Origin of the sequence: Roseovarius conchicola (genome assembly GCF_041403425.1) — a bacterium.
Lineage (GTDB): Bacteria > Pseudomonadota > Alphaproteobacteria > Rhodobacterales > Rhodobacteraceae > Roseovarius > Roseovarius conchicola.
Window position 1 is genome coordinate 298,327 of record NZ_JBGEHK010000003.1, and the last position, 17,034, is coordinate 315,360.

15 protein-coding genes are annotated in these 17,034 nt (G+C 58.2%); 6 read left to right on the forward strand and 9 right to left on the reverse strand.

The genetic code is table 11. The features are described from left to right. Positions 1–23: 23 nt before the first annotated feature. Complete coding sequence (fnrL, locus tag V6N02_RS10675; protein WP_371225566.1) at positions 24–770, reverse strand: transcriptional regulator FnrL; 747 nt, start codon at positions 768–770, stop codon at positions 24–26. Between the two features lie 73 nt (positions 771–843). Here fnrL and hemN point away from each other — a divergent pair, with 73 nt between their 5' ends. Then, the gene (hemN, locus tag V6N02_RS10680; RefSeq protein WP_371225567.1) at positions 844–2,199 is read left to right on the forward strand and encodes an oxygen-independent coproporphyrinogen III oxidase; all 1,356 of its coding nucleotides are present in this window, start codon (positions 844–846) and stop codon (positions 2,197–2,199) included. A 3-nt stretch (positions 2,200–2,202) separates the two neighbouring features. Here the strand turns inward: hemN and V6N02_RS10685 are convergent, their stop codons facing one another. The 5 genes from V6N02_RS10685 to V6N02_RS10705 form a co-directional block, all read right to left on the reverse strand. After that, positions 2,203–3,792, reverse strand: a complete 1,590-nt coding sequence (locus V6N02_RS10685) for an ABC transporter ATP-binding protein (RefSeq protein ID WP_371225568.1) — start codon at positions 3,790–3,792, stop codon at positions 2,203–2,205. Beyond that, the gene (locus tag V6N02_RS10690) at positions 3,789–4,895 is read right to left on the reverse strand and encodes an ABC transporter permease (RefSeq protein WP_371225569.1); all 1,107 of its coding nucleotides are present in this window, start codon (positions 4,893–4,895) and stop codon (positions 3,789–3,791) included. The genes V6N02_RS10685 and V6N02_RS10690 overlap by 4 nt, the downstream gene beginning before the upstream one ends. After that, positions 4,896–5,978, reverse strand: a complete 1,083-nt coding sequence (locus tag V6N02_RS10695; protein ID WP_371225570.1) for a microcin C ABC transporter permease YejB — start codon at positions 5,976–5,978, stop codon at positions 4,896–4,898. It lies immediately after the preceding gene. Between the two features lie 7 nt (positions 5,979–5,985). Continuing rightward, the gene (locus tag V6N02_RS10700) at positions 5,986–7,929 is read right to left on the reverse strand and encodes an extracellular solute-binding protein (RefSeq protein ID WP_371225571.1); all 1,944 of its coding nucleotides are present in this window, start codon (positions 7,927–7,929) and stop codon (positions 5,986–5,988) included. Positions 7,930–8,103: 174 nt separating this feature from the next. Further along, positions 8,104–9,270, reverse strand: coding sequence for a c-type cytochrome (locus tag V6N02_RS10705; protein WP_371225572.1), 1,167 nt, complete (start codon positions 9,268–9,270; stop codon positions 8,104–8,106). Positions 9,271–9,404: 134 nt separating this feature from the next. Between V6N02_RS10705 and V6N02_RS10710 the strand changes: the two genes are divergently transcribed. Next, positions 9,405–10,238 carry a prephenate dehydratase gene (locus V6N02_RS10710; protein WP_371225573.1) on the forward strand — a complete coding sequence of 278 codons (834 nt, stop codon included), beginning with the start codon at positions 9,405–9,407 and terminating at the stop codon, positions 10,236–10,238. A 49-nt stretch (positions 10,239–10,287) separates the two neighbouring features. Here V6N02_RS10710 and V6N02_RS10715 read toward each other — a convergent pair whose 3' ends face one another. Beyond that, positions 10,288–10,755: a YHS domain-containing (seleno)protein gene (locus tag V6N02_RS10715; protein WP_371225574.1), complete on the reverse strand. Its 468-nt coding sequence runs from the start codon at positions 10,753–10,755 to the stop codon at positions 10,288–10,290. A 4-nt stretch (positions 10,756–10,759) separates the two neighbouring features. Next, positions 10,760–11,455 (reverse strand): outer membrane protein, encoded by a 696-nt coding sequence (locus V6N02_RS10720; protein ID WP_371225575.1) that lies wholly within the window; start codon positions 11,453–11,455, stop codon positions 10,760–10,762. A gap of 221 nt (positions 11,456–11,676) precedes the next feature. Here V6N02_RS10720 and petA point away from each other — a divergent pair, with 221 nt between their 5' ends. Genes petA through V6N02_RS10735 form a run of 3 tightly spaced genes read left to right on the forward strand, consistent with a single transcriptional unit; the run spans position 11,677 to position 14,403 of the window. Beyond that, a complete protein-coding gene (petA, locus tag V6N02_RS10725; protein WP_371225576.1) occupies positions 11,677–12,261 on the forward strand; it encodes a ubiquinol-cytochrome c reductase iron-sulfur subunit in 585 nt (194 codons plus the stop codon). A gap of 12 nt (positions 12,262–12,273) precedes the next feature. After that, on the forward strand, positions 12,274–13,596 hold the full coding sequence (gene petB / locus V6N02_RS10730; protein ID WP_371225577.1) for a cytochrome b: 1,323 nt from the start codon (positions 12,274–12,276) through the stop codon (positions 13,594–13,596). A 15-nt stretch (positions 13,597–13,611) separates the two neighbouring features. Beyond that, complete coding sequence (locus V6N02_RS10735; protein WP_371225578.1) at positions 13,612–14,403, forward strand: cytochrome c1; 792 nt, start codon at positions 13,612–13,614, stop codon at positions 14,401–14,403. A gap of 430 nt (positions 14,404–14,833) precedes the next feature. Here V6N02_RS10735 and V6N02_RS10740 read toward each other — a convergent pair whose 3' ends face one another. Beyond that, positions 14,834–16,048 carry a phenylacetate--CoA ligase family protein gene (locus tag V6N02_RS10740; RefSeq protein WP_371225579.1) on the reverse strand — a complete coding sequence of 405 codons (1,215 nt, stop codon included), beginning with the start codon at positions 16,046–16,048 and terminating at the stop codon, positions 14,834–14,836. A gap of 131 nt (positions 16,049–16,179) precedes the next feature. Between V6N02_RS10740 and V6N02_RS10745 the strand changes: the two genes are divergently transcribed. Further along, positions 16,180–17,028 (forward strand): hypothetical protein, encoded by an 849-nt coding sequence (locus V6N02_RS10745; RefSeq protein WP_371225580.1) that lies wholly within the window; start codon positions 16,180–16,182, stop codon positions 17,026–17,028. Positions 17,029–17,034: the final 6 nt, after the last annotated feature.

Here is a 17,034-nt window from a genome sequence, read left to right on the forward strand (position 1 = left end):
TTCGTGACAAAATCAGACGGTGGTCATGCAACCATGCCACCGTCACTGTCGTCGCCCGCTTCTTCCTGCAAGCGGTCAAAATCTGGTACGATGACATGGCGCTTGCCTTCCAGGACGATCACACCGTCTTTCTTAAGCGCCGACATCTGACGGCTAACAGTCTCCAGCGTCAGGCCGAGATAATCGGCCATGGCCTCGCGGGTCAGCGGCAGATCAAACACCAGTCGTTCGGGCGTCGGGCCCAGGTTCAGCGTGGCATCGCGCCGGGCGATGATCGACAGCAAAGACGCAATTTTTTCGCGCGCCGTTTTACGGCCCAGAACCAGCATCCATTCGCGGGCGGCGTCCAACTCGTCCAGCGTCATTTCAAGCAGGCGGTGCGCGACATGCGGCGTCCGATCCATCATGTCTTCAAAGGGTTTTTTGCGGAAGCAGCACATCACCATGTCACTTGTCGCCACCACGTCATAAGCCGCAGTCCCGCGTCCGGGGCGCCCGACAAAATCGCTGGGCAAAAGAAGGCCGACCATCTGGGTGCGCCCGTCTTCCATTGTTTGGGTCAGAGACGCGATTCCCGACACGACCGAGCCAACAAAATCCATCTGATCGCCCGACCAGATCACGGTCTGACCTGCCTGGAAGCTGCGATAGTATTTTATCTGTTCCAGAGTGTTCAACTCATCCGCTTCGCACTTCGCGCACACGGCACGGTGACGAATAGGACACTCTCCGCAGTCCTTAAGATCGGCGACGGCATTATTCTGTGACATTTCAATCTCTGGTCGTTGGCGCGTATTGATCTGGGTCAAGGTTGGCCCAGTCCCTATCATCTAGGTTAGACGGATGATTACAAATGCACAACTGGGCAAACTGGGGCTCTTTGACGCAAAGGTCCCCCGTTATACAAGCTACCCAACCTCGCCACACTTCTCAAAGGCAGTGGGCGCAGGCGAATTCGTGCACTGGGTCGAAGCGATCCCGGAAGGCGCGCAGATATCTTTGTACATACATGTGCCATTCTGCCGCAGGTTGTGCTGGTTTTGCGCCTGCCGGACGCAGGGGACTCAAAGCCAGGCACCGGTTCTGGCCTATCTCGAAACCCTGAAAACCGAATTGAAAATGCTGGGGCAACATTTGCCCAGAGGCGTGACTTTGTCCCGCCTGCATTGGGGTGGCGGCACGCCAACGCTGCTGGCACCGGACATGATGGAAGACCTGGCAGGGGCGGTTCGTGAGATCGCTCCTTTTGCTGCCAACACCGAGTTCTCGGTCGAGATCGACCCGAATGAAATCGACGGCGAGCGCCTTGATGCCCTGGCACGGGCCGGCATGAACCGCGCCTCGATCGGGGTGCAGGATTTCAACGACGACATCCAGCAAACCATTGGTCGCATTCAGGGCTATGACATCACCAAATGGGCTGCCGACGAAATTCGTGCGCGCGGTATCAAAAGCCTGAACGCCGACATTCTTTATGGCCTGCCAGACCAAAGTAAGGGCCGAATCACCGAAAGCGTCCAGAAACTGCTGTCACTTAGCCCTGACCGCGTTGCGCTGTATGGATATGCCCATGTGCCCTGGATGGCCAAGCGCCAGCAACTGATCCCGTCTGATCGCCTGCCCACGCCGCAGGAACGGCTGGAACTCTATGACACCGCGCGCCGCCTTTTCATGTGGGATGGCTATAACGAGATCGGCATCGACCATTTCGCCACTCCCGAAGACGGGCTTAGCACGGCGCTTGAAGGCGGCACTTTGCGCCGCAACTTCCAAGGCTACACCGATGACACAGCGGACGTGTTGATCGGGGTTGGTGCCTCGTCGATCTCGCGCTTCCCGCAAGGTTACGCGCAGAATGCACCGGCCACAGGCGCGCATACCGCCGCCATTCGCGAAGGGCGGTTCTCGACCACGCGCGGCCATGTCTTTGCCGGGCAGGATTTGCTGCGCTCGCGGATGATCGAGCAACTGATGTGCGAATTCCGCATTGATGCGCATGACATGCATGACAGTTTCGGGATCGCACCCGATGCGCTGAACACGATTCTGACCGATGTGAATGCGCAGTTTGACGGATTGCTCAGCGTAACCGACGAAGGGCTTTTTGTACCCCATGAGGCGCGCCCCCTGACCCGGATGATCGCGCGCAGCCTGGATACCTACGAGTTATCCAAAGCCGGGCACAGCTCGGCCATCTGATATTCAGGTCGTCACGTCCAGCGCCGCCTGAAGCAGCGTTCTGGTATACTCGGTCCGCGGCGCGTCAAACATGGCGCCCGCCTCACCGGCCTCGATGATATCACCACGTTTCATCACGATCATATTGTGGCTCATCGCCCGTACGACATGCAGGTCGTGACTGATGAACAGATAGGCCAACCCGTATTTCACCTGCAAACGACGCAGCAGATCAACGATTTGCACCTGTACCGTCATATCCAGCGCCGATGTCGGTTCGTCCAGCACCACCATCTTGGGCCGCAGGATCATCGCACGGGCGATGGCGATGCGTTGTCGTTGACCACCTGAAAACTCGTGGGGATAGCGATCCATCGTGGCGGGATCCAGATCGACCTCGCGCATCACCTCGGCAACCAGATCGCGCTCGGCCCGCCCATCGGGGTTGCCATGCACGCCCAAACCCTCGGCGATGATCTGTTCACAGGTCATTCGGGGGGACAGGCTGCCAAACGGATCCTGAAACACGATCTGCATATCCGCGCGGCGACGCCGCAACTCTCGCGTGGACCAGCCATTCACGTTCTCGTCGTCGAAAAGGATTTTCCCCTCTGATGCGATCAGACGCATGATCGCCAGCGCCAACGTGGTCTTGCCCGATCCACTTTCTCCGACAATGCCCAACGTCTCGCCCGCACGCACGGAGATCGTCGCATCGTTGACCGCTTTCACATGGCCCACCACCTTGCGCATGAACCCGCGCTGAATGGGAAACCAGACCTTCAGATTCTGCGTCTCGACCAGCTTTTTCGCCCCGGCAGGCACGGGCGAGGGCACGCCAACGGCGCGCGCATTCAGCAGCTTGCGGGTATACTCATGCTGCGGGTTGGCGAAAATCTCGGCGGTTGGCCCGGCCTCGACAATCACCCCGTCCTTCATAACGCAGACCTTGTCGGCAATCCGTTGTACCACGCCCAGATCATGGGTGATGAACAACAGCCCCATGTTTTCTTCGCGTTTCAGCTCGGCTAGAAGTTCGAGGATTTGCGCCTGAATGGTCACATCCAGCGCCGTTGTCGGTTCATCCGCGATCAGGATGTCGGGCTTGTTGGCCAACGCCATGGCAATCATCACGCGTTGGCGTTGCCCCCCGGACAGCTGATGAGGAAAGGACCCAAGGCGGTTTTCAGGTTCATGAATGCCCACGCGCTGCAGCAATTCTATAATCCGCGGCCGGGTCTCTTCGTGGGTCAGGCCCTGGTGCAGCATCAGGCTTTCGGCGATCTGCTTTTCCAATGTGTGCAGCGGATTGAGCGAGGTCATCGGCTCTTGAAAGATAAAGCTGATGTCGTTGCCACGCACCTTGCGCAGCATCTTGTCTGACGCGCCGATCATTTCCTGCCCGTCATATTTGACCGAACCCGAAACCTGCGCCGATGACCCCAGCAGTGACACGGTGCTGAGCGCCGTGATCGACTTGCCGCTACCGGATTCGCCGACAATCGCAACGGTCTCGCCCCGATCAACGGTGAACGAGACACCATGCACACATGGGGTTATCTGCCCATCCTGGCGAAACGCGATGGCCAGGTCTTTGACCTCCAGAAGGCTCATTCAAATGTCTTTCTTGGATCAAACGCATCCCGCACGCCTTCAAAGATGAAGACCAGCAGCGACAGCAAAATGGCAAAGGCAAAGAACGCGGTAAAGGCCAGCCAGGGCGCCTGCAAATTCTGTTTGGCCTGAAGCGTAAGTTCACCCAATGACGGCGCGCTGGACGGCAGGCCAAAGCCGAGGAAATCGAGACCCGCCAACAACGCAATCGCACCGGTGATCACGAAAGGCATCATCGTCAAGGTGGCAACCATCGCATTGGGCAACATGTGACGGAACATGATGGTCAGATTGGACACGCCCAGCGCTTTAGCCGCACGCACATATTCAAGGTTGCGCGCACGCAGGAACTCGGCGCGCACCACCCCCACCAATGTCATCCAGCCAAAGAGGATCGTGATAAACGCCAACAACCAGAAACTTCGCGGTAAAATCGCGAACAGGATGATGATCACATAAAGCTGTGGGGTCGAGGCCCAGATCTCGATAATCCTTTGAAAAATAAGATCTGTCTTGCCACCGAAATACCCTTGGACAGCCCCGGCAAAAATGCCGATCAGGGTTGACGCCAATGTCACCACCAGCATGAACATCACCGACAATCGGAAGCCATAGATCACCCGTGCCAGCACGTCGCGCTTGGTATCATCCGTGCCCAGCCAGTTTTGCTCGTTCGGAGGCAGCGGGGCCGCACCCGGACGGTCCACCGAGGTGTCATAGCTGTAAGGGATCGGCGGCCACAGCGCCCAGCCCTTCTTAATCTCGGTCCCACCGACAATGCCATCCGCACTATCGGCGATCACCTCTTCGGGGTCGTCAAAACAGCTTTCCAGCCCGCCGGAGGCAATCAGACAAGCCACTTCGGGATCACGATAGATCGCCTCGGTCTGGAAATCCCCGCCAAAGGCGGTTTCGGGATAGAACCGGAAAATCGGTGTGTAATAGCCATCCTGATATTTCACCAGAATCGGCTTGTCGTTGGCCACGAATTCAGCCGGCAGCGTGATAAAGAAAAGGATCGAGAACAGGATCAGAGACCAGAATGCCCGCCGGTTGCGTTTGAAATTCCGCCAGCGGCGTTGGTTGAGAGGAGACAGCGCCATCTATCCCTCCCGCTTTTCAAAGTCGATGCGCGGATCGACCAGCACATACATCAGGTCTGACAGGATATTGACCACAAGGCCGATGAGGCCAAACAGGAACAAGGTGCCGAACATCACCGGGTAATCCCGACTGACTGCGGCCTCAAACCCCAGGCGGCCCAATCCGTCGAGTGAGAAGATCGTCTCGATCAACAGGCTGCTGCCAAAGAACACGCCAACGAATACCGCCGGGAAACCCGCAATCACGATCAGCATGCCGTTGCGGAATACATGGCCATACAACACGCCGCTCTCGCTCAGCCCCTTGGCGCGCGCGGTCATGACATAGTGTTTCTTGATTTCATCCAGAAAACTGTTCTTGGTCAGCAAGGTTAGTGTGGCAAAGGCCCCGATGGTCGACGCCAGAACCGGCAGCGCCATGTGCCATGCGTAGTCAGCGATTTTCCCGAGAACGGTCAGTTGATCAAAATTGTCCGAGGTCAGGCCGCGCAGGGGGAAGATTTGCCAGTAACTGCCACCGGCGAACAGCACGACCAGCATGATCGCGAACAGGAACGCCGGGATAGCATAAGCGGCGATGATGATGCCGCTGGTCCAGCTGTCAAAGGCACTGCCATCCTGCACCGCTTTGCGAATGCCCAGCGGGATGGAAATCAGATAGGCAATCAGCGTTGACCACAGGCCCAGTGAGATCGAAACCGGCATCTTTTCCAGCACCAGGTCGGTCACGGCGATAGAGCGGAAGTAACTTTCCCCGAAATCGAACCGCATATAGTCCCACATCATGCCCAGGAACCGTTCCAGCGGGGGTTTGTCCAACCCGTATTGTGCCTTCAGTTCTTCGATGAATTCCGCAGGCAGGCCCCGCGCACCCACGTAATCCGCGCTGTCGCCCTCTTGCAGCGTCGCATCTTCGCCGCCACCCGCAAAGCCACCAAACACATCGCCCTCGCCCTGCATCTGGGCGATGACCTGTTCAACCGGGCCGCCGGGTACGAATTGCACCAGCGTGAAATTGATGATCATGATCCCCAGCAATGTGGGAATGATCAGCAGCAATCTGCGCAGGATATAGGCGCCCATGGGGCTGTTACCTCAGCGCGCCGGACGCTTTCAGCGCCGCGCCTTTCTCGGCGTTGTACCACCAGAAATCCAACGTCCCCAGCGCATAAGGCGGGAGCGTTTCGGGGTACTCATACATATCCCAATATGCCACCCAGTGATCCGGGGCATAGCCATCGGGGATCAGAAAAAACTCGTACCGCAAGGCGCGATCCAGTGCCCGGATGGTCATGTCTTCCTCGTCTTGCGTGGCGGTCAGAAGCGAGGCTTCGATGATCGCATCCACCATCGGACTGGCCAGTCCGGCAGGGTTGAACAAGCTGTACTCTGCCGCCTCGGACCCGAAGCGCTGTGCCAGTCCGGTCCCCGTACCCAGCAGGGCCGGATACCCGTCGAACACCAGATCATAATCGCGATCCCGCTCACGCTTTGTGTATTGCGCGGCATCGACTGTCTCAAGCCGCGCGTCGATCCCCAGTTTTTGCAGGTTGGCCACGAAGTTCTCGGCAATCGCTTGATTCGTCGGTGAAGATGAGGCGCTCAGCAGGAAATCCAGCCGCAACACCGTGCCATCAGGTGTGCGCAACTTGCCGTCCTCGCCAACGTTGAACCCGGCTTCGCCCATCAATTTCAGCGCCTGGCGCATGTTGCGCCGCGTGTTCAGCCGCTCGGGGTCGGACACATGCGGCACCGGCGGCTCGGTGGTCAGCACATCCGCAGGCACCACATCGCCAAGAGATTGCAGAAATTCCAGTTCCGCGCCTTCCGGCAAACCTTTGGCCTCAAGCGGGGTGCCATGCGAGAACGAGCGCGGCTGGCTAAAAAGTCCATAGAGCAGCGAGGCATTGGTCCACTCGAAATTAAACGCCAGCGCGATCGCCTGGCGCACACGTTTATCCTTCAACACATCCGAGCCGAGGTTAAACACGATCCCGGTCATGTTGGGCGGCGTGCCATCGGGCAGCTCTGCCTTCACGACATTGCCATTCTGCACGGCCGGAAAATCATAGGCGCTGGCCCAGATCTTGGGATCAGCTTCCGTACGATAGGTGACTTCACCGGCCTTGAAGGCTTCAAAGGCAGCGGTGGAATCAGCGAAGTACTCCAACCGGATACGATCGAAATTGTGCCGCCCCTTGTTGATCGGCAGATCCGCACCCCAATAGCCCGGGTTCCGTTTGAACGTGGCGCTGCGATTGACGTCAACCTTGTCGATCACATACGGCCCCGATCCGGGCGAGACCTCTAGACGGCTTTCATCCAGCTTGGCACCGGTTTCCTCGTACCACTTCCTGGACCAGACCGGCACCGTGCCGACCTGATCAATCAGGGACCGGCGTGAGATGCCATCTGCAAAATAGAACTTGATCCGGTGATCATCGAGCACTTCGGCATTGGGAATGCGCTTGCGCACTGCCTCGGCATAGGATTTCAAACCCTGATCCAAAAGCAGGTTGTGGCTGAACAACACATCATGCGCAGTTAGCGGAGTGCCATCGGAAAACCGGGCCTCGGGACGCATGTGAAAGATCACCCAGGATTTGTCTTCGGGATATTCGACAGTGTGGGCCAACAGACCGTACATCTCGCGGAAATTATCGGCAGGCAATGATCCGCTTCCTGCCAGCACTTGGCCCAGCAGGCTTTCATACATCACCGTCGCCAGAGCCGACGAGCGGCCCTTGCGGGTGTAGGGGTTCATCGAGTCGAAACTGCCAGAGAGGGCGATGGAAATCTCTCCACCCTTGGGCGCATCGGGGTTCACATAGTTGAAATGCGGATAATCTGGTGGATAGCTGAGATCGCCGAAATAAGAATAGCCATGAGATTTGATGATCTTGTCCTGCGCCAGCGCGGCTTGGGCCATCAGCGCGGCAACCCCCAGCATGAACATCGCAACAATTGCCCTGATCGACGTCGATTTCGGGATCGCTCGGGTCTGGGCCCGGTTGCGCTGTCCGCTCATGGTCATCTCCTCTTGTCGCCTCTTCATGTGGGTTTTTTTCCACTTCTAGCAAGCTAAATGAGGCTGCACCTTACATTCAAGCACGTAAACGTGAGGGGGCGTTAAAACACCGATACGCCATGGAAAAGGCCGCCAACCCGGTGGGATGGCAGCCTTTGACAATTTCTTACGCGGGAAAGATCAACCGCCGCTTTGAATATAAGCGATCACCGCGGCGCGCTCTTCTTCGTTTTTCAGACCGTTAAACGCCATTTTGGTGCCCGGCATGAAGTCTTTCGGCTTGGTCAGGAATGCGTCCAGGTTCTCGTAGGTCCATGTGCCGCCAAAATCTGCCATCGCGTTGGAATACTTGAAGCCTTCCGAGGCAGCGACATCGCGGTCAACGATGTTGGTCAGATAAGGGCCAACCCGGTTCTTGCCGCTTTCCAGCGTGTGACACGCCTTGCATTTCTTGAAGACTTTTTCACCGGCCGCAATATCCGCAGCCGCCACCAGCGCAGCAAAGCCAGATGCCTCGGCAGCAGCCTCTTCGACAACCGCCTCTTCAGTGGTCGCTTCCTCAGTTGCCGTTTCTTCGACTGCGGCCATTTCCGTCTCGGCAGCCTCTGTCGCTTCCCCGGTTGCGGCTTCGGTCTCGGTTTCCGCGGCCGCCGCTTCCTCTGCAACGGTTTCTTCCGCTGCTGCTTCTTCGGTAGCTGCCTCTTCCACCGCAGGCTCTTCAGCGGCGGCTTCTTCCACCGCTTCTTCCGCGGCGGGCTCTTCGGCGGCAGCTTCTTCCACTGCTTCTTCTGCAGCAGGCTCTTCCATAGCCGCTTCTTCCTCGGGCATCGCGATCTCGGTCATGTCGCCATCGGTCATGTCGAGGAAGGCAATCAGGTTGGCGCGATCAGTCGGCTTCTTCAGGCCATTGAAAGCCATGGTTGTGCCGGGCGCATAGCCTTTCGGGTTTTCCAGGAAGTTGAACAACTCTTCCGGGGTCCAGACTTCGACAACCTCTTCAAGCGCGCCAGAGTATCCGAAACCTTCTGCCGTATCGACGGTGCGGCCTACGACGCCGTATAGGTAAGGACCAGTCGAATTGGCGCCGGCCTCAAGCTTGTGACAGGCCTTACACTTTCCAAAGACCTTTTCGCCCTTGTCGATATCGGCCGCTGCCATGAGAGAGGCGAAAGACACTTCTTCCACTTCTTCCTCAGCACCGTCGCCGTCACTGGTGTCGATCACGTAAGCCTGCGCGTGGTGATCGTCACCGTGGCTTTTGTGCATGGCATAAATCTCTTCGGACACCCATTTGCCCACCAAGAAGACCAGCAGAGCCCCAAAAAGGCCGCCGGCAAGCTTTGTCATTGTCATCGTGTCGAACATAGGCGCGCTCTCATCTGAATCTGTTCGGGTTATCTATCCGCTTCCCTCGGGCGGACGCAAGGTGTAGTTTGCGCGACCAAATGCCCGGGCAAGGGCAGATCGACAGGAATTTTCAGATGACCAAGCGCATAGCCTTTCAGGGCGAGCTGGGGGCCTATTCGCATCAGGCCTGCCGTGACACCTATCCCGAGATGGAGGCCATGCCCTGCCGCACCTTCGAGGATGCGATCGAGGCCGTGCGTTCGGGCACAGCCGAACTGGCCATGCTACCGGTAGATAATTCGACCTTCGGGCGGGTGGCCGATATTCATCATCTGCTGCCTCAATCAGGCCTGCATATCGTTGGCGAAGCCTTCGTGCGGGTGCACATCAATCTGCTGGCCCTGCCTGGTGCGGAGATTGGCCAGATCAATCAGGCGATGAGCCACACAATGTTGCTGGGGCAATGCCGCGCTTTTCTGGAAAAACACGGCATTCACCGGGTGACCGGTGCTGATACGGCAGGGTCAGCCCGCCATGTGGCCGAATTGGGCGAACCGTCAATGGCCGCTTTGGCCAGTGAGCTGGCGGGCGAGATTTATGGCCTCGAAGTGCTGGCGCGCCAGATTGAGGACCAGGGCGATAACACCACGCGCTTTCTGATTATGTCACGCGAGATGGACCACTCCCGGCGCGGCGAGGACGGCATGATCACCAGCTTTGTCTTTCAGGTGCGTAACATTCCCGCAGCGCTCTATAAGGCGATGGGCGGGTTTGCGACCAATGGGATCAACATGACCAAGCTGGAAAGCTACATGGTGGGCGGATCGTTCACCGCGACCCAGTTCTATGCCGATATCGAAGGTCACCCGGATGATCCGGGCGTCAAGCTGGCATTGGAAGAGTTGGAGTATTTCACCTCCAATATTACGATGCTTGGGGTTTATCCGGCTGACCGGGCGCGCGGATAACGCGGATCTCCCTCATCCCGGCCCGCCCGGTTTCAAGGCCAGATCGTCGTTACTGCGCCCCGATCAACCCCGGCCAATTGGCGTCAGCCTTGGCAATGTTACCATCAATATCCCCTGCCCAGGTGCGGCGCACCCGGATGTCATAGTTCAGGTATAGCTTGCCCTTCCAAATCCGCCAGGCCAGCGGGTCCACATCTGCAATCGCATTCTGCGAGGCTGCATAGGCACAATAACCGCCATATTGCGGGGCATATCTTTCAGGGTCTTCCAGAAAGGCGGCGCGATTCGCCTCGCTGACAAAAACCCAGTCGACGCCTTTATAAGTCGTGCGGATGTCGCGATTGCCCTCCTGTGGGGAGTCGCCCGTCCAATAGGTCATCACATCATAGCCATGAAGCGCGAGGCCATTGAAATGGCCGCTGTTGATGACAGGCGTCTCGGCCCGCGTGCTTGTCGCCACCGCCATTGCAAAAAACCCGAGGCCAAGCGCGCGGCGGCTCAGACCCCGGTCTGACATGCGATCAGAAGCTGTAGCTGATGCCGATATTCACTGCATGGGTCAGAATATCGGCCTTGATTTTGCCATCGGCCTGCCCTGCCACCAGAGGATCGGCATCAATCGTGATGTCATTGTCGGACCAAGTGAACTGGTATTCGCCGAACAGGGCCCATCTGTCGTTGAAATCGTATTTCATTCCAGCAATGCCACGCACGGCCGGACCGGTCAGTTCGTAGTCATACGTCCGGTTGCTTGCGCCGGGCACTTGCGCGTCCACATGCGGGATCGCGACACCGACACCGGCACCTACATAGGGCGTGAAACGCGCATTCTTGAACGCCCCGGGCCAGCGTTTCATGATGTTTGCGGTAATGATGTTGTGCCCATCGGACAACTCGAAGCGGTCGAGGCCAACAGCGGCCAGATCACCGGACGAGGCATAGGCCTTGGTATGTGTGCCTTCGATGCCAAAGCCCAGGTTGCCGGGTGTCCACCAAATTGCACGACCGCCGTAATAAATTGGTGCGTCCAGCGGGTTGCCTTCCCAGTCAAAGCTGCGGCTGACCGGGGCGCCGCCGGGCAATGTGCCTGATCCGGTGCTGCTCTGAACGCTCTGCACACCCAAATAGAGTGAAAGCTCCATTTCCGCTGCGGCAGGAGTGGCGATTGAAAGAACCGAAACGGTTGCGGCGACGGCGGTAACTGAAAGTGACTTCATGGCTGGCCTCGTAGGGGAGTTGTGCAGGACTGCTCGCAGACCTGCTTACACCCGCAACCCGCCACGCTCAAGCGCGACAGATGCGCACCCTCATCACATCTGCAACAATGCGGACTTTACGACCCGCTCCAGCAAAGCTAAGTATTCGCTCGGACAGGCCACGGATTCCGTGGCCCATAACGTGTATGAGCCGCTTACGGCCTCGAAAATGGAGGAACCTCGTGTCCCACGCAGATGATCACGAAGGCACCCGCAGAGATTTTCTCTACTACGCCACCGGCGGCGCAGGTGTTGTAGTCACCGGTGCTGCTGTCTGGCCACTGGTCAATCAGATGAACCCCTCGGCAGATGTTCAGGCCCTCAGTTCGATCCGGGTTGATGTATCGGGTGTCGAGCCTGGCACGCAAGTGACCGTGAAATGGCTGGGCAAACCGGTCTTCATCCGGCATCGCACCGGCGCGGAAATCGCCAAGGCACAGGAACAGGACGCCGAAGCAGAAGGCAATCTGCCGGATCCGCTTGCACGTAACGCCAACCTGGACCCAACCGCATCGGCAAGTGACGCCAACCGCGTCATGCCCTCGCCAGAAGGTGAAGGCGAAGGCGCATGGATTGTTCAAATGGGTGTTTGCACCCACCTGGGCTGTGTGCCCCTGGGCGATGCCGGCGAATTTGACGGCTGGTTCTGCCCCTGTCATGGCTCGCACTACGACCTTGCCGGACGTATCCGCAAAGGCCCTGCTCCGGAAAACCTTCCGGTTCCGCCTGCCGAATGGGTGGATAACACCACCATCAAACTGGGATAAGGGAGCGCGCATATGTCCGGAATTCCACACGATCACTACGAACCAAAGACCGGCGGCGAGAAATGGCTGCATTCGCGCCTGCCCATCGTCGGTCTGCTTTATGACACGATCATGATCCCCACACCCAAGAACCTGAACTGGATGTGGATTTGGGGGATCATCCTGACCTTCTGCCTGGTGCTGCAAATTGTCACCGGCATTATCCTGGTGATGCATTACACGCCGCATGTTGATATGGCCTTTGCCTCGATCGAACACATCATGCGCAACGTGAATGGCGGGCACTTCATCCGTTATCTGCACATGAACGGCGGTTCGCTATTCTTCTTTGCAGTCTACATGCATATTTTCCGGGGTCTCTATTACGGGTCGTACAAAGCCCCGCGTGAGATCACTTGGATCATCGGCATGCTGATTTACCTGATGATGATGGGCACCGCCTTTATGGGCTACGTTCTGCCCTGGGGTCAGATGTCGTTCTGGGGGGCCACCGTTATCACTGGTCTCTTCGGCGCCATCCCGTTCATCGGTGACTCGCTGCAAACCTGGCTGCTGGGCGGACCGGCGGTGGACAATGCCACGCTGAATCGCTTCTTCTCGCTGCACTATCTGCTGCCATTTGTGATCGCCGCGCTTGTGGCCGTGCACATCTGGGCCTTCCACACCACCGGGAATAACAACCCAACCGGTGTGGACGTGCGTCGCGACTCGAAAGCAGAAGCCGAAAAAGACACCGTCCCGTTCTGGCCCTATTTCGTCATCAAAGACGTCTTCGCGCTGGCCGTTATTCTGGCTGTGTTCTTTGCAATCGTTGGCTTCATGCCGAACTATCTGGGTCACCCTGATAACTATATCGAAGCGAACCCGCTGGTCACACCTGCGCATATCGTGCCGGAATGGTACTTCCTGCCCTTCTACGCCATCCTGCGCGCCTTTACTGGCGATGTCTGGGTGGTGATGTTTGCCAGCTGGATCACCGGCGGCATCATCGACGCCAAGTTCTTTGGGGTGCTGGCCATGTTCGGCGCCATTGTCGTGATGGCGCTGGCACCGTGGCTGGATACATCCAGCGTGCGCTCGGGCCGATATCGCCCGATGTTCAAATGGTGGTTCTGGTTGCTGGTGGTCGACTTCATCGTCCTGATGTGGCTGGGTGCCATGCCCGCCGAGGAACCTTATGCGACCTTCTCACTGATCGCGTCGGCCTATTGGTTCTTCTACTTCCTGATCATCCTGCCTTTGCTGGGTGTTATCGAGAAGCCTCTGCCGCAGCCGGCAACGATCGAGGAAGACTTCAACGCCCACTACCCCAAAGCCGAAACTCCGGCCGAATAAGAAAGGAACCAGGATATGTTTAAAAAACTAAGCATTGCTGCTGTTGCCGCCCTGACCCTTTCAACGGGTGGGGCCATGGCCGCCGGTGGCGCCGGTCACGTCGAAGACATTGACTTCTCTTTCGAGGGTCCCTTCGGCAAGTTTGACCAGAACCAGTTGCAGCGTGGCCTGCAGATCTACACCGAGGTCTGTTCGGCCTGCCACGGGTTGCAATATGTACCGCTGCGCACGCTGGGCGATGAGGGTGGACCGCATCTGCCCGAAGATCAGGTGCGGGCCTATGCAGAACAGAACTTTGAAGTGTTCGACCCTGCGCTTGACGATACCCGCCCGGCCAAGCCAACCGACCATTTCCCCGGATCGGGTTTGGAAACTGCCCCCGACCTGAGCCTGATGGCCAAGGCGCGTGCAGGGTTTCATGGCCCCTATGGCTCGGGAATGAACCAGTTGTTCAAAGGAATGGGCGGACCCGAATACATCTACTCGATCCTCGAAGGTTACACCGGCGAGGAAAAGGAAGAGGCGGGTACGCTGTTCTACGGTAACAAGGCCTTCCCGGGTGGCTGGATCGCCATGGCGCCGCCGCTAAGCGATGAACTGGTCGAGTTCGCGGACGGTCACGACAACACTGTGCACCACATGGCCGAAGACGTCTCGGCCTTCCTGATGTGGGCGGCTGAACCCAAGATGATGGCGCGCAAACAGGCCGGTCTGACCGGGGTGATCTTCCTGACGGTGCTGTCGGTGCTTCTGTACCTCACCAACAAACGCATCTGGGCACCTATCAAGGGCAAGAAAGTCGGCTAAGCCATCTGCCACGCGCATGTCAAAGAAACCCCGGTCTATCTGGACCGGGGTTTTCTGTTGCAAGAAAAGACGCGCGCCGCGGTCATGCCGCACCTGACTTCTCAGATCAGGCAGCAAACGATAGACCTTGTCCGGTTTGAGCCCATTGCAGCAATTTGCGACTGACTCAACCTAAGCCGGGCCAGCGCCGGGCCGTGGGATGGCGCTCAAACAGTCATGAGGTTCACTTTATCTCTGCAAAGCCCGTATATCCTATCTGTGTCACACCCAGCCTCACCAAAGCGCCAGCCCGGCGGGGCGGTCCGGCGCTGGCCCGGCGGCTGCGCCTTGATTCCGGGCTAGGGTGGTGAAATCTGCGGCAGCTTCGTCCCGCAAAGCAGACTGTTCACAGAGCCATGTCTACGCCAAAGGAACAATCAGCCTTGATAGTTCAATCGTAGCTGCGCAAATCCTCGATCACCTTGCCGTCATTGGGCAGGGACGAGACGATCTCGATATGTCCTTTGAGCTTGAGCACATCGCTGACCGATCCGGCATAGGCCTCGGGTGCGCCGCCATCGGCCTCGATCTGCACGGTCATCACATCACTCTCGCCCTCGCGGCTGGCAATGACGCGGGCACGGCGGATTTCGGCGTGGCGTGACACAAGGGCGGCCACCTGTTCGGGACGCACGAACATGCCCTTGATCTTGGTGGTCTGATCGGCGCGGCCCATCCATCCCTTGATACGCATATTGGTGCGTCCACAAGGGCTTTCCCCCTCCATCACAGCACTCAGATCGCCGGTGGCAAAGCGGATCAGCGGATAGTCGGGGTTGAGCGTGGTCACGACCACCTCACCCACTTCGCCGGGGGCAACCGGATCGCCTGTGCCGGGAGTGACGATCTCGACAATCACGCCCTCATCCACGATCAGCCCTTCCTGCGCGTCGCTTTCATAGGCGATGTTGCCCAGATCAGCGGTGGCATAGCATTGCAGGCAGGCGATGCCGCGATCCGCATATTCCTGCCGCAAAGACGGGAACAAGGCTCCCCCCCCAACAGCAGCTTTGGTGATCGAGAGAGTCAGGCCCATTTCCTCGGCCTTATCCAGAATGACCTTCAGGTAATCAGGCGTTCCGGCATAGGTGGTCACGCCAATGTCATGCGCCGCGCGGGCCTGCAATTCGGTCTGACCGGTGCCTGCGGGAAACACAGCCGCCCCCACGGCGCGCGCACCATTTTCAAAAATCATGCCCGCCGGGGTCAGATGATAGCCAAAGCAGTTCTGCACGATATCACCCGACCCCACGCCGCAGGCATTGAGGAACCGCCCGATGCGCCACCAATCATGGCCCACGCCACCCGGTTCATAAATCGGACCCGGCGACTGGAAGATATGAGCAAACTCATGCGGTGAACGCGATGTAAGCCCGCCGAAGGGGGCCGAATCCGATTGCGCCCGCCCGAGATCCGATTTGCGCAGCACCGGCAAGGCGGCCAGGTCGCTGATCTGTGTGATCCGGTCCGCATCAACACCGGCAAGAGAGACGCCATAGCCCGGCAGCCCCTGGGCGTTGGTAATCTGGACAGGCAAGGCCTGTGCCATGGCGAATTGCCGCGCATCAGCGCTGCGAGTTTCCAAATCATCAAAAAACTTGGGCATAATTGCTATCCTCTACCCGGACCATACGGCGCGACAGGTTGACCAATTGAAGCGAATCGGAAGGTTTGGCAGACACGGCATACATTTGCATACATTTTGCCTTGCCAGGCCGTTTTCAAAGGGGGTGCCCCATGACCACGACCAACGCCGACACCATGATCAGCGACGCCGAACTGGACGCGCGCATCACATTCCACGATGACATTCAGGCGATGGAGGCCGATTTCTCGGGCTTCACCTTCGATAACTCCGCCGTTGTGAACCAGTTCTATGACCGACTGGAGGCACGCATTGCCGCCACGAGGGAACCACTGTGGTTCTTTCTGGTCAATCTCAACGGCACCCGGATTGATCCGCCCGCCTGGACGCCCTATTCGCGGCGCGGCAAGGCGTTGAACCTGGCGCATTCTATGGGCTCGGTCCGATATGACGCCTCCGAAGAAACCCGCCGCCAGATCGAGCGCGCGGCCAATACTGAGGCGTTTGATCCCAACCTCTTTACCGACCGCGACAGCGCGATTGACCGGATCAAGGACTTGCCCAGCAAACGCCGTCGCAAACTGATCCATGAACCCAATTACGCGCTGTCCGACTTTGTCCGCCGTCTCAGCTTTGACGAGGCAAGCGACATCATGGAAGCTGATTTCTCGCATTTTACGTTCCATCACAGCCGGGACGTGAACGACTTTTACGACTTTATCGAAGAGCGCATCAAAGAGACTGATCGCAAATGGTTCTTTCTGGTCAACCTCAACGGCTGCGAAATCCTGCCCGCCGCCTGGGGGCAATATGCCCTGCGCGGCAAGCGGCTGAACCAGGCGGCCTCTTTGGGCTCTGCCCGCTATGCCGCCGGATCGGAAACCGAGGCCGACATCCGGATGCGCGCCGAAACCCAGGGCTTCCGCCCCAACATCCGCAACACCCGGGACGAGGCCTTGGCGCTGATCGAGGAGATGCGTCGGGGGTATGCTGACAGCTAAGGTCAT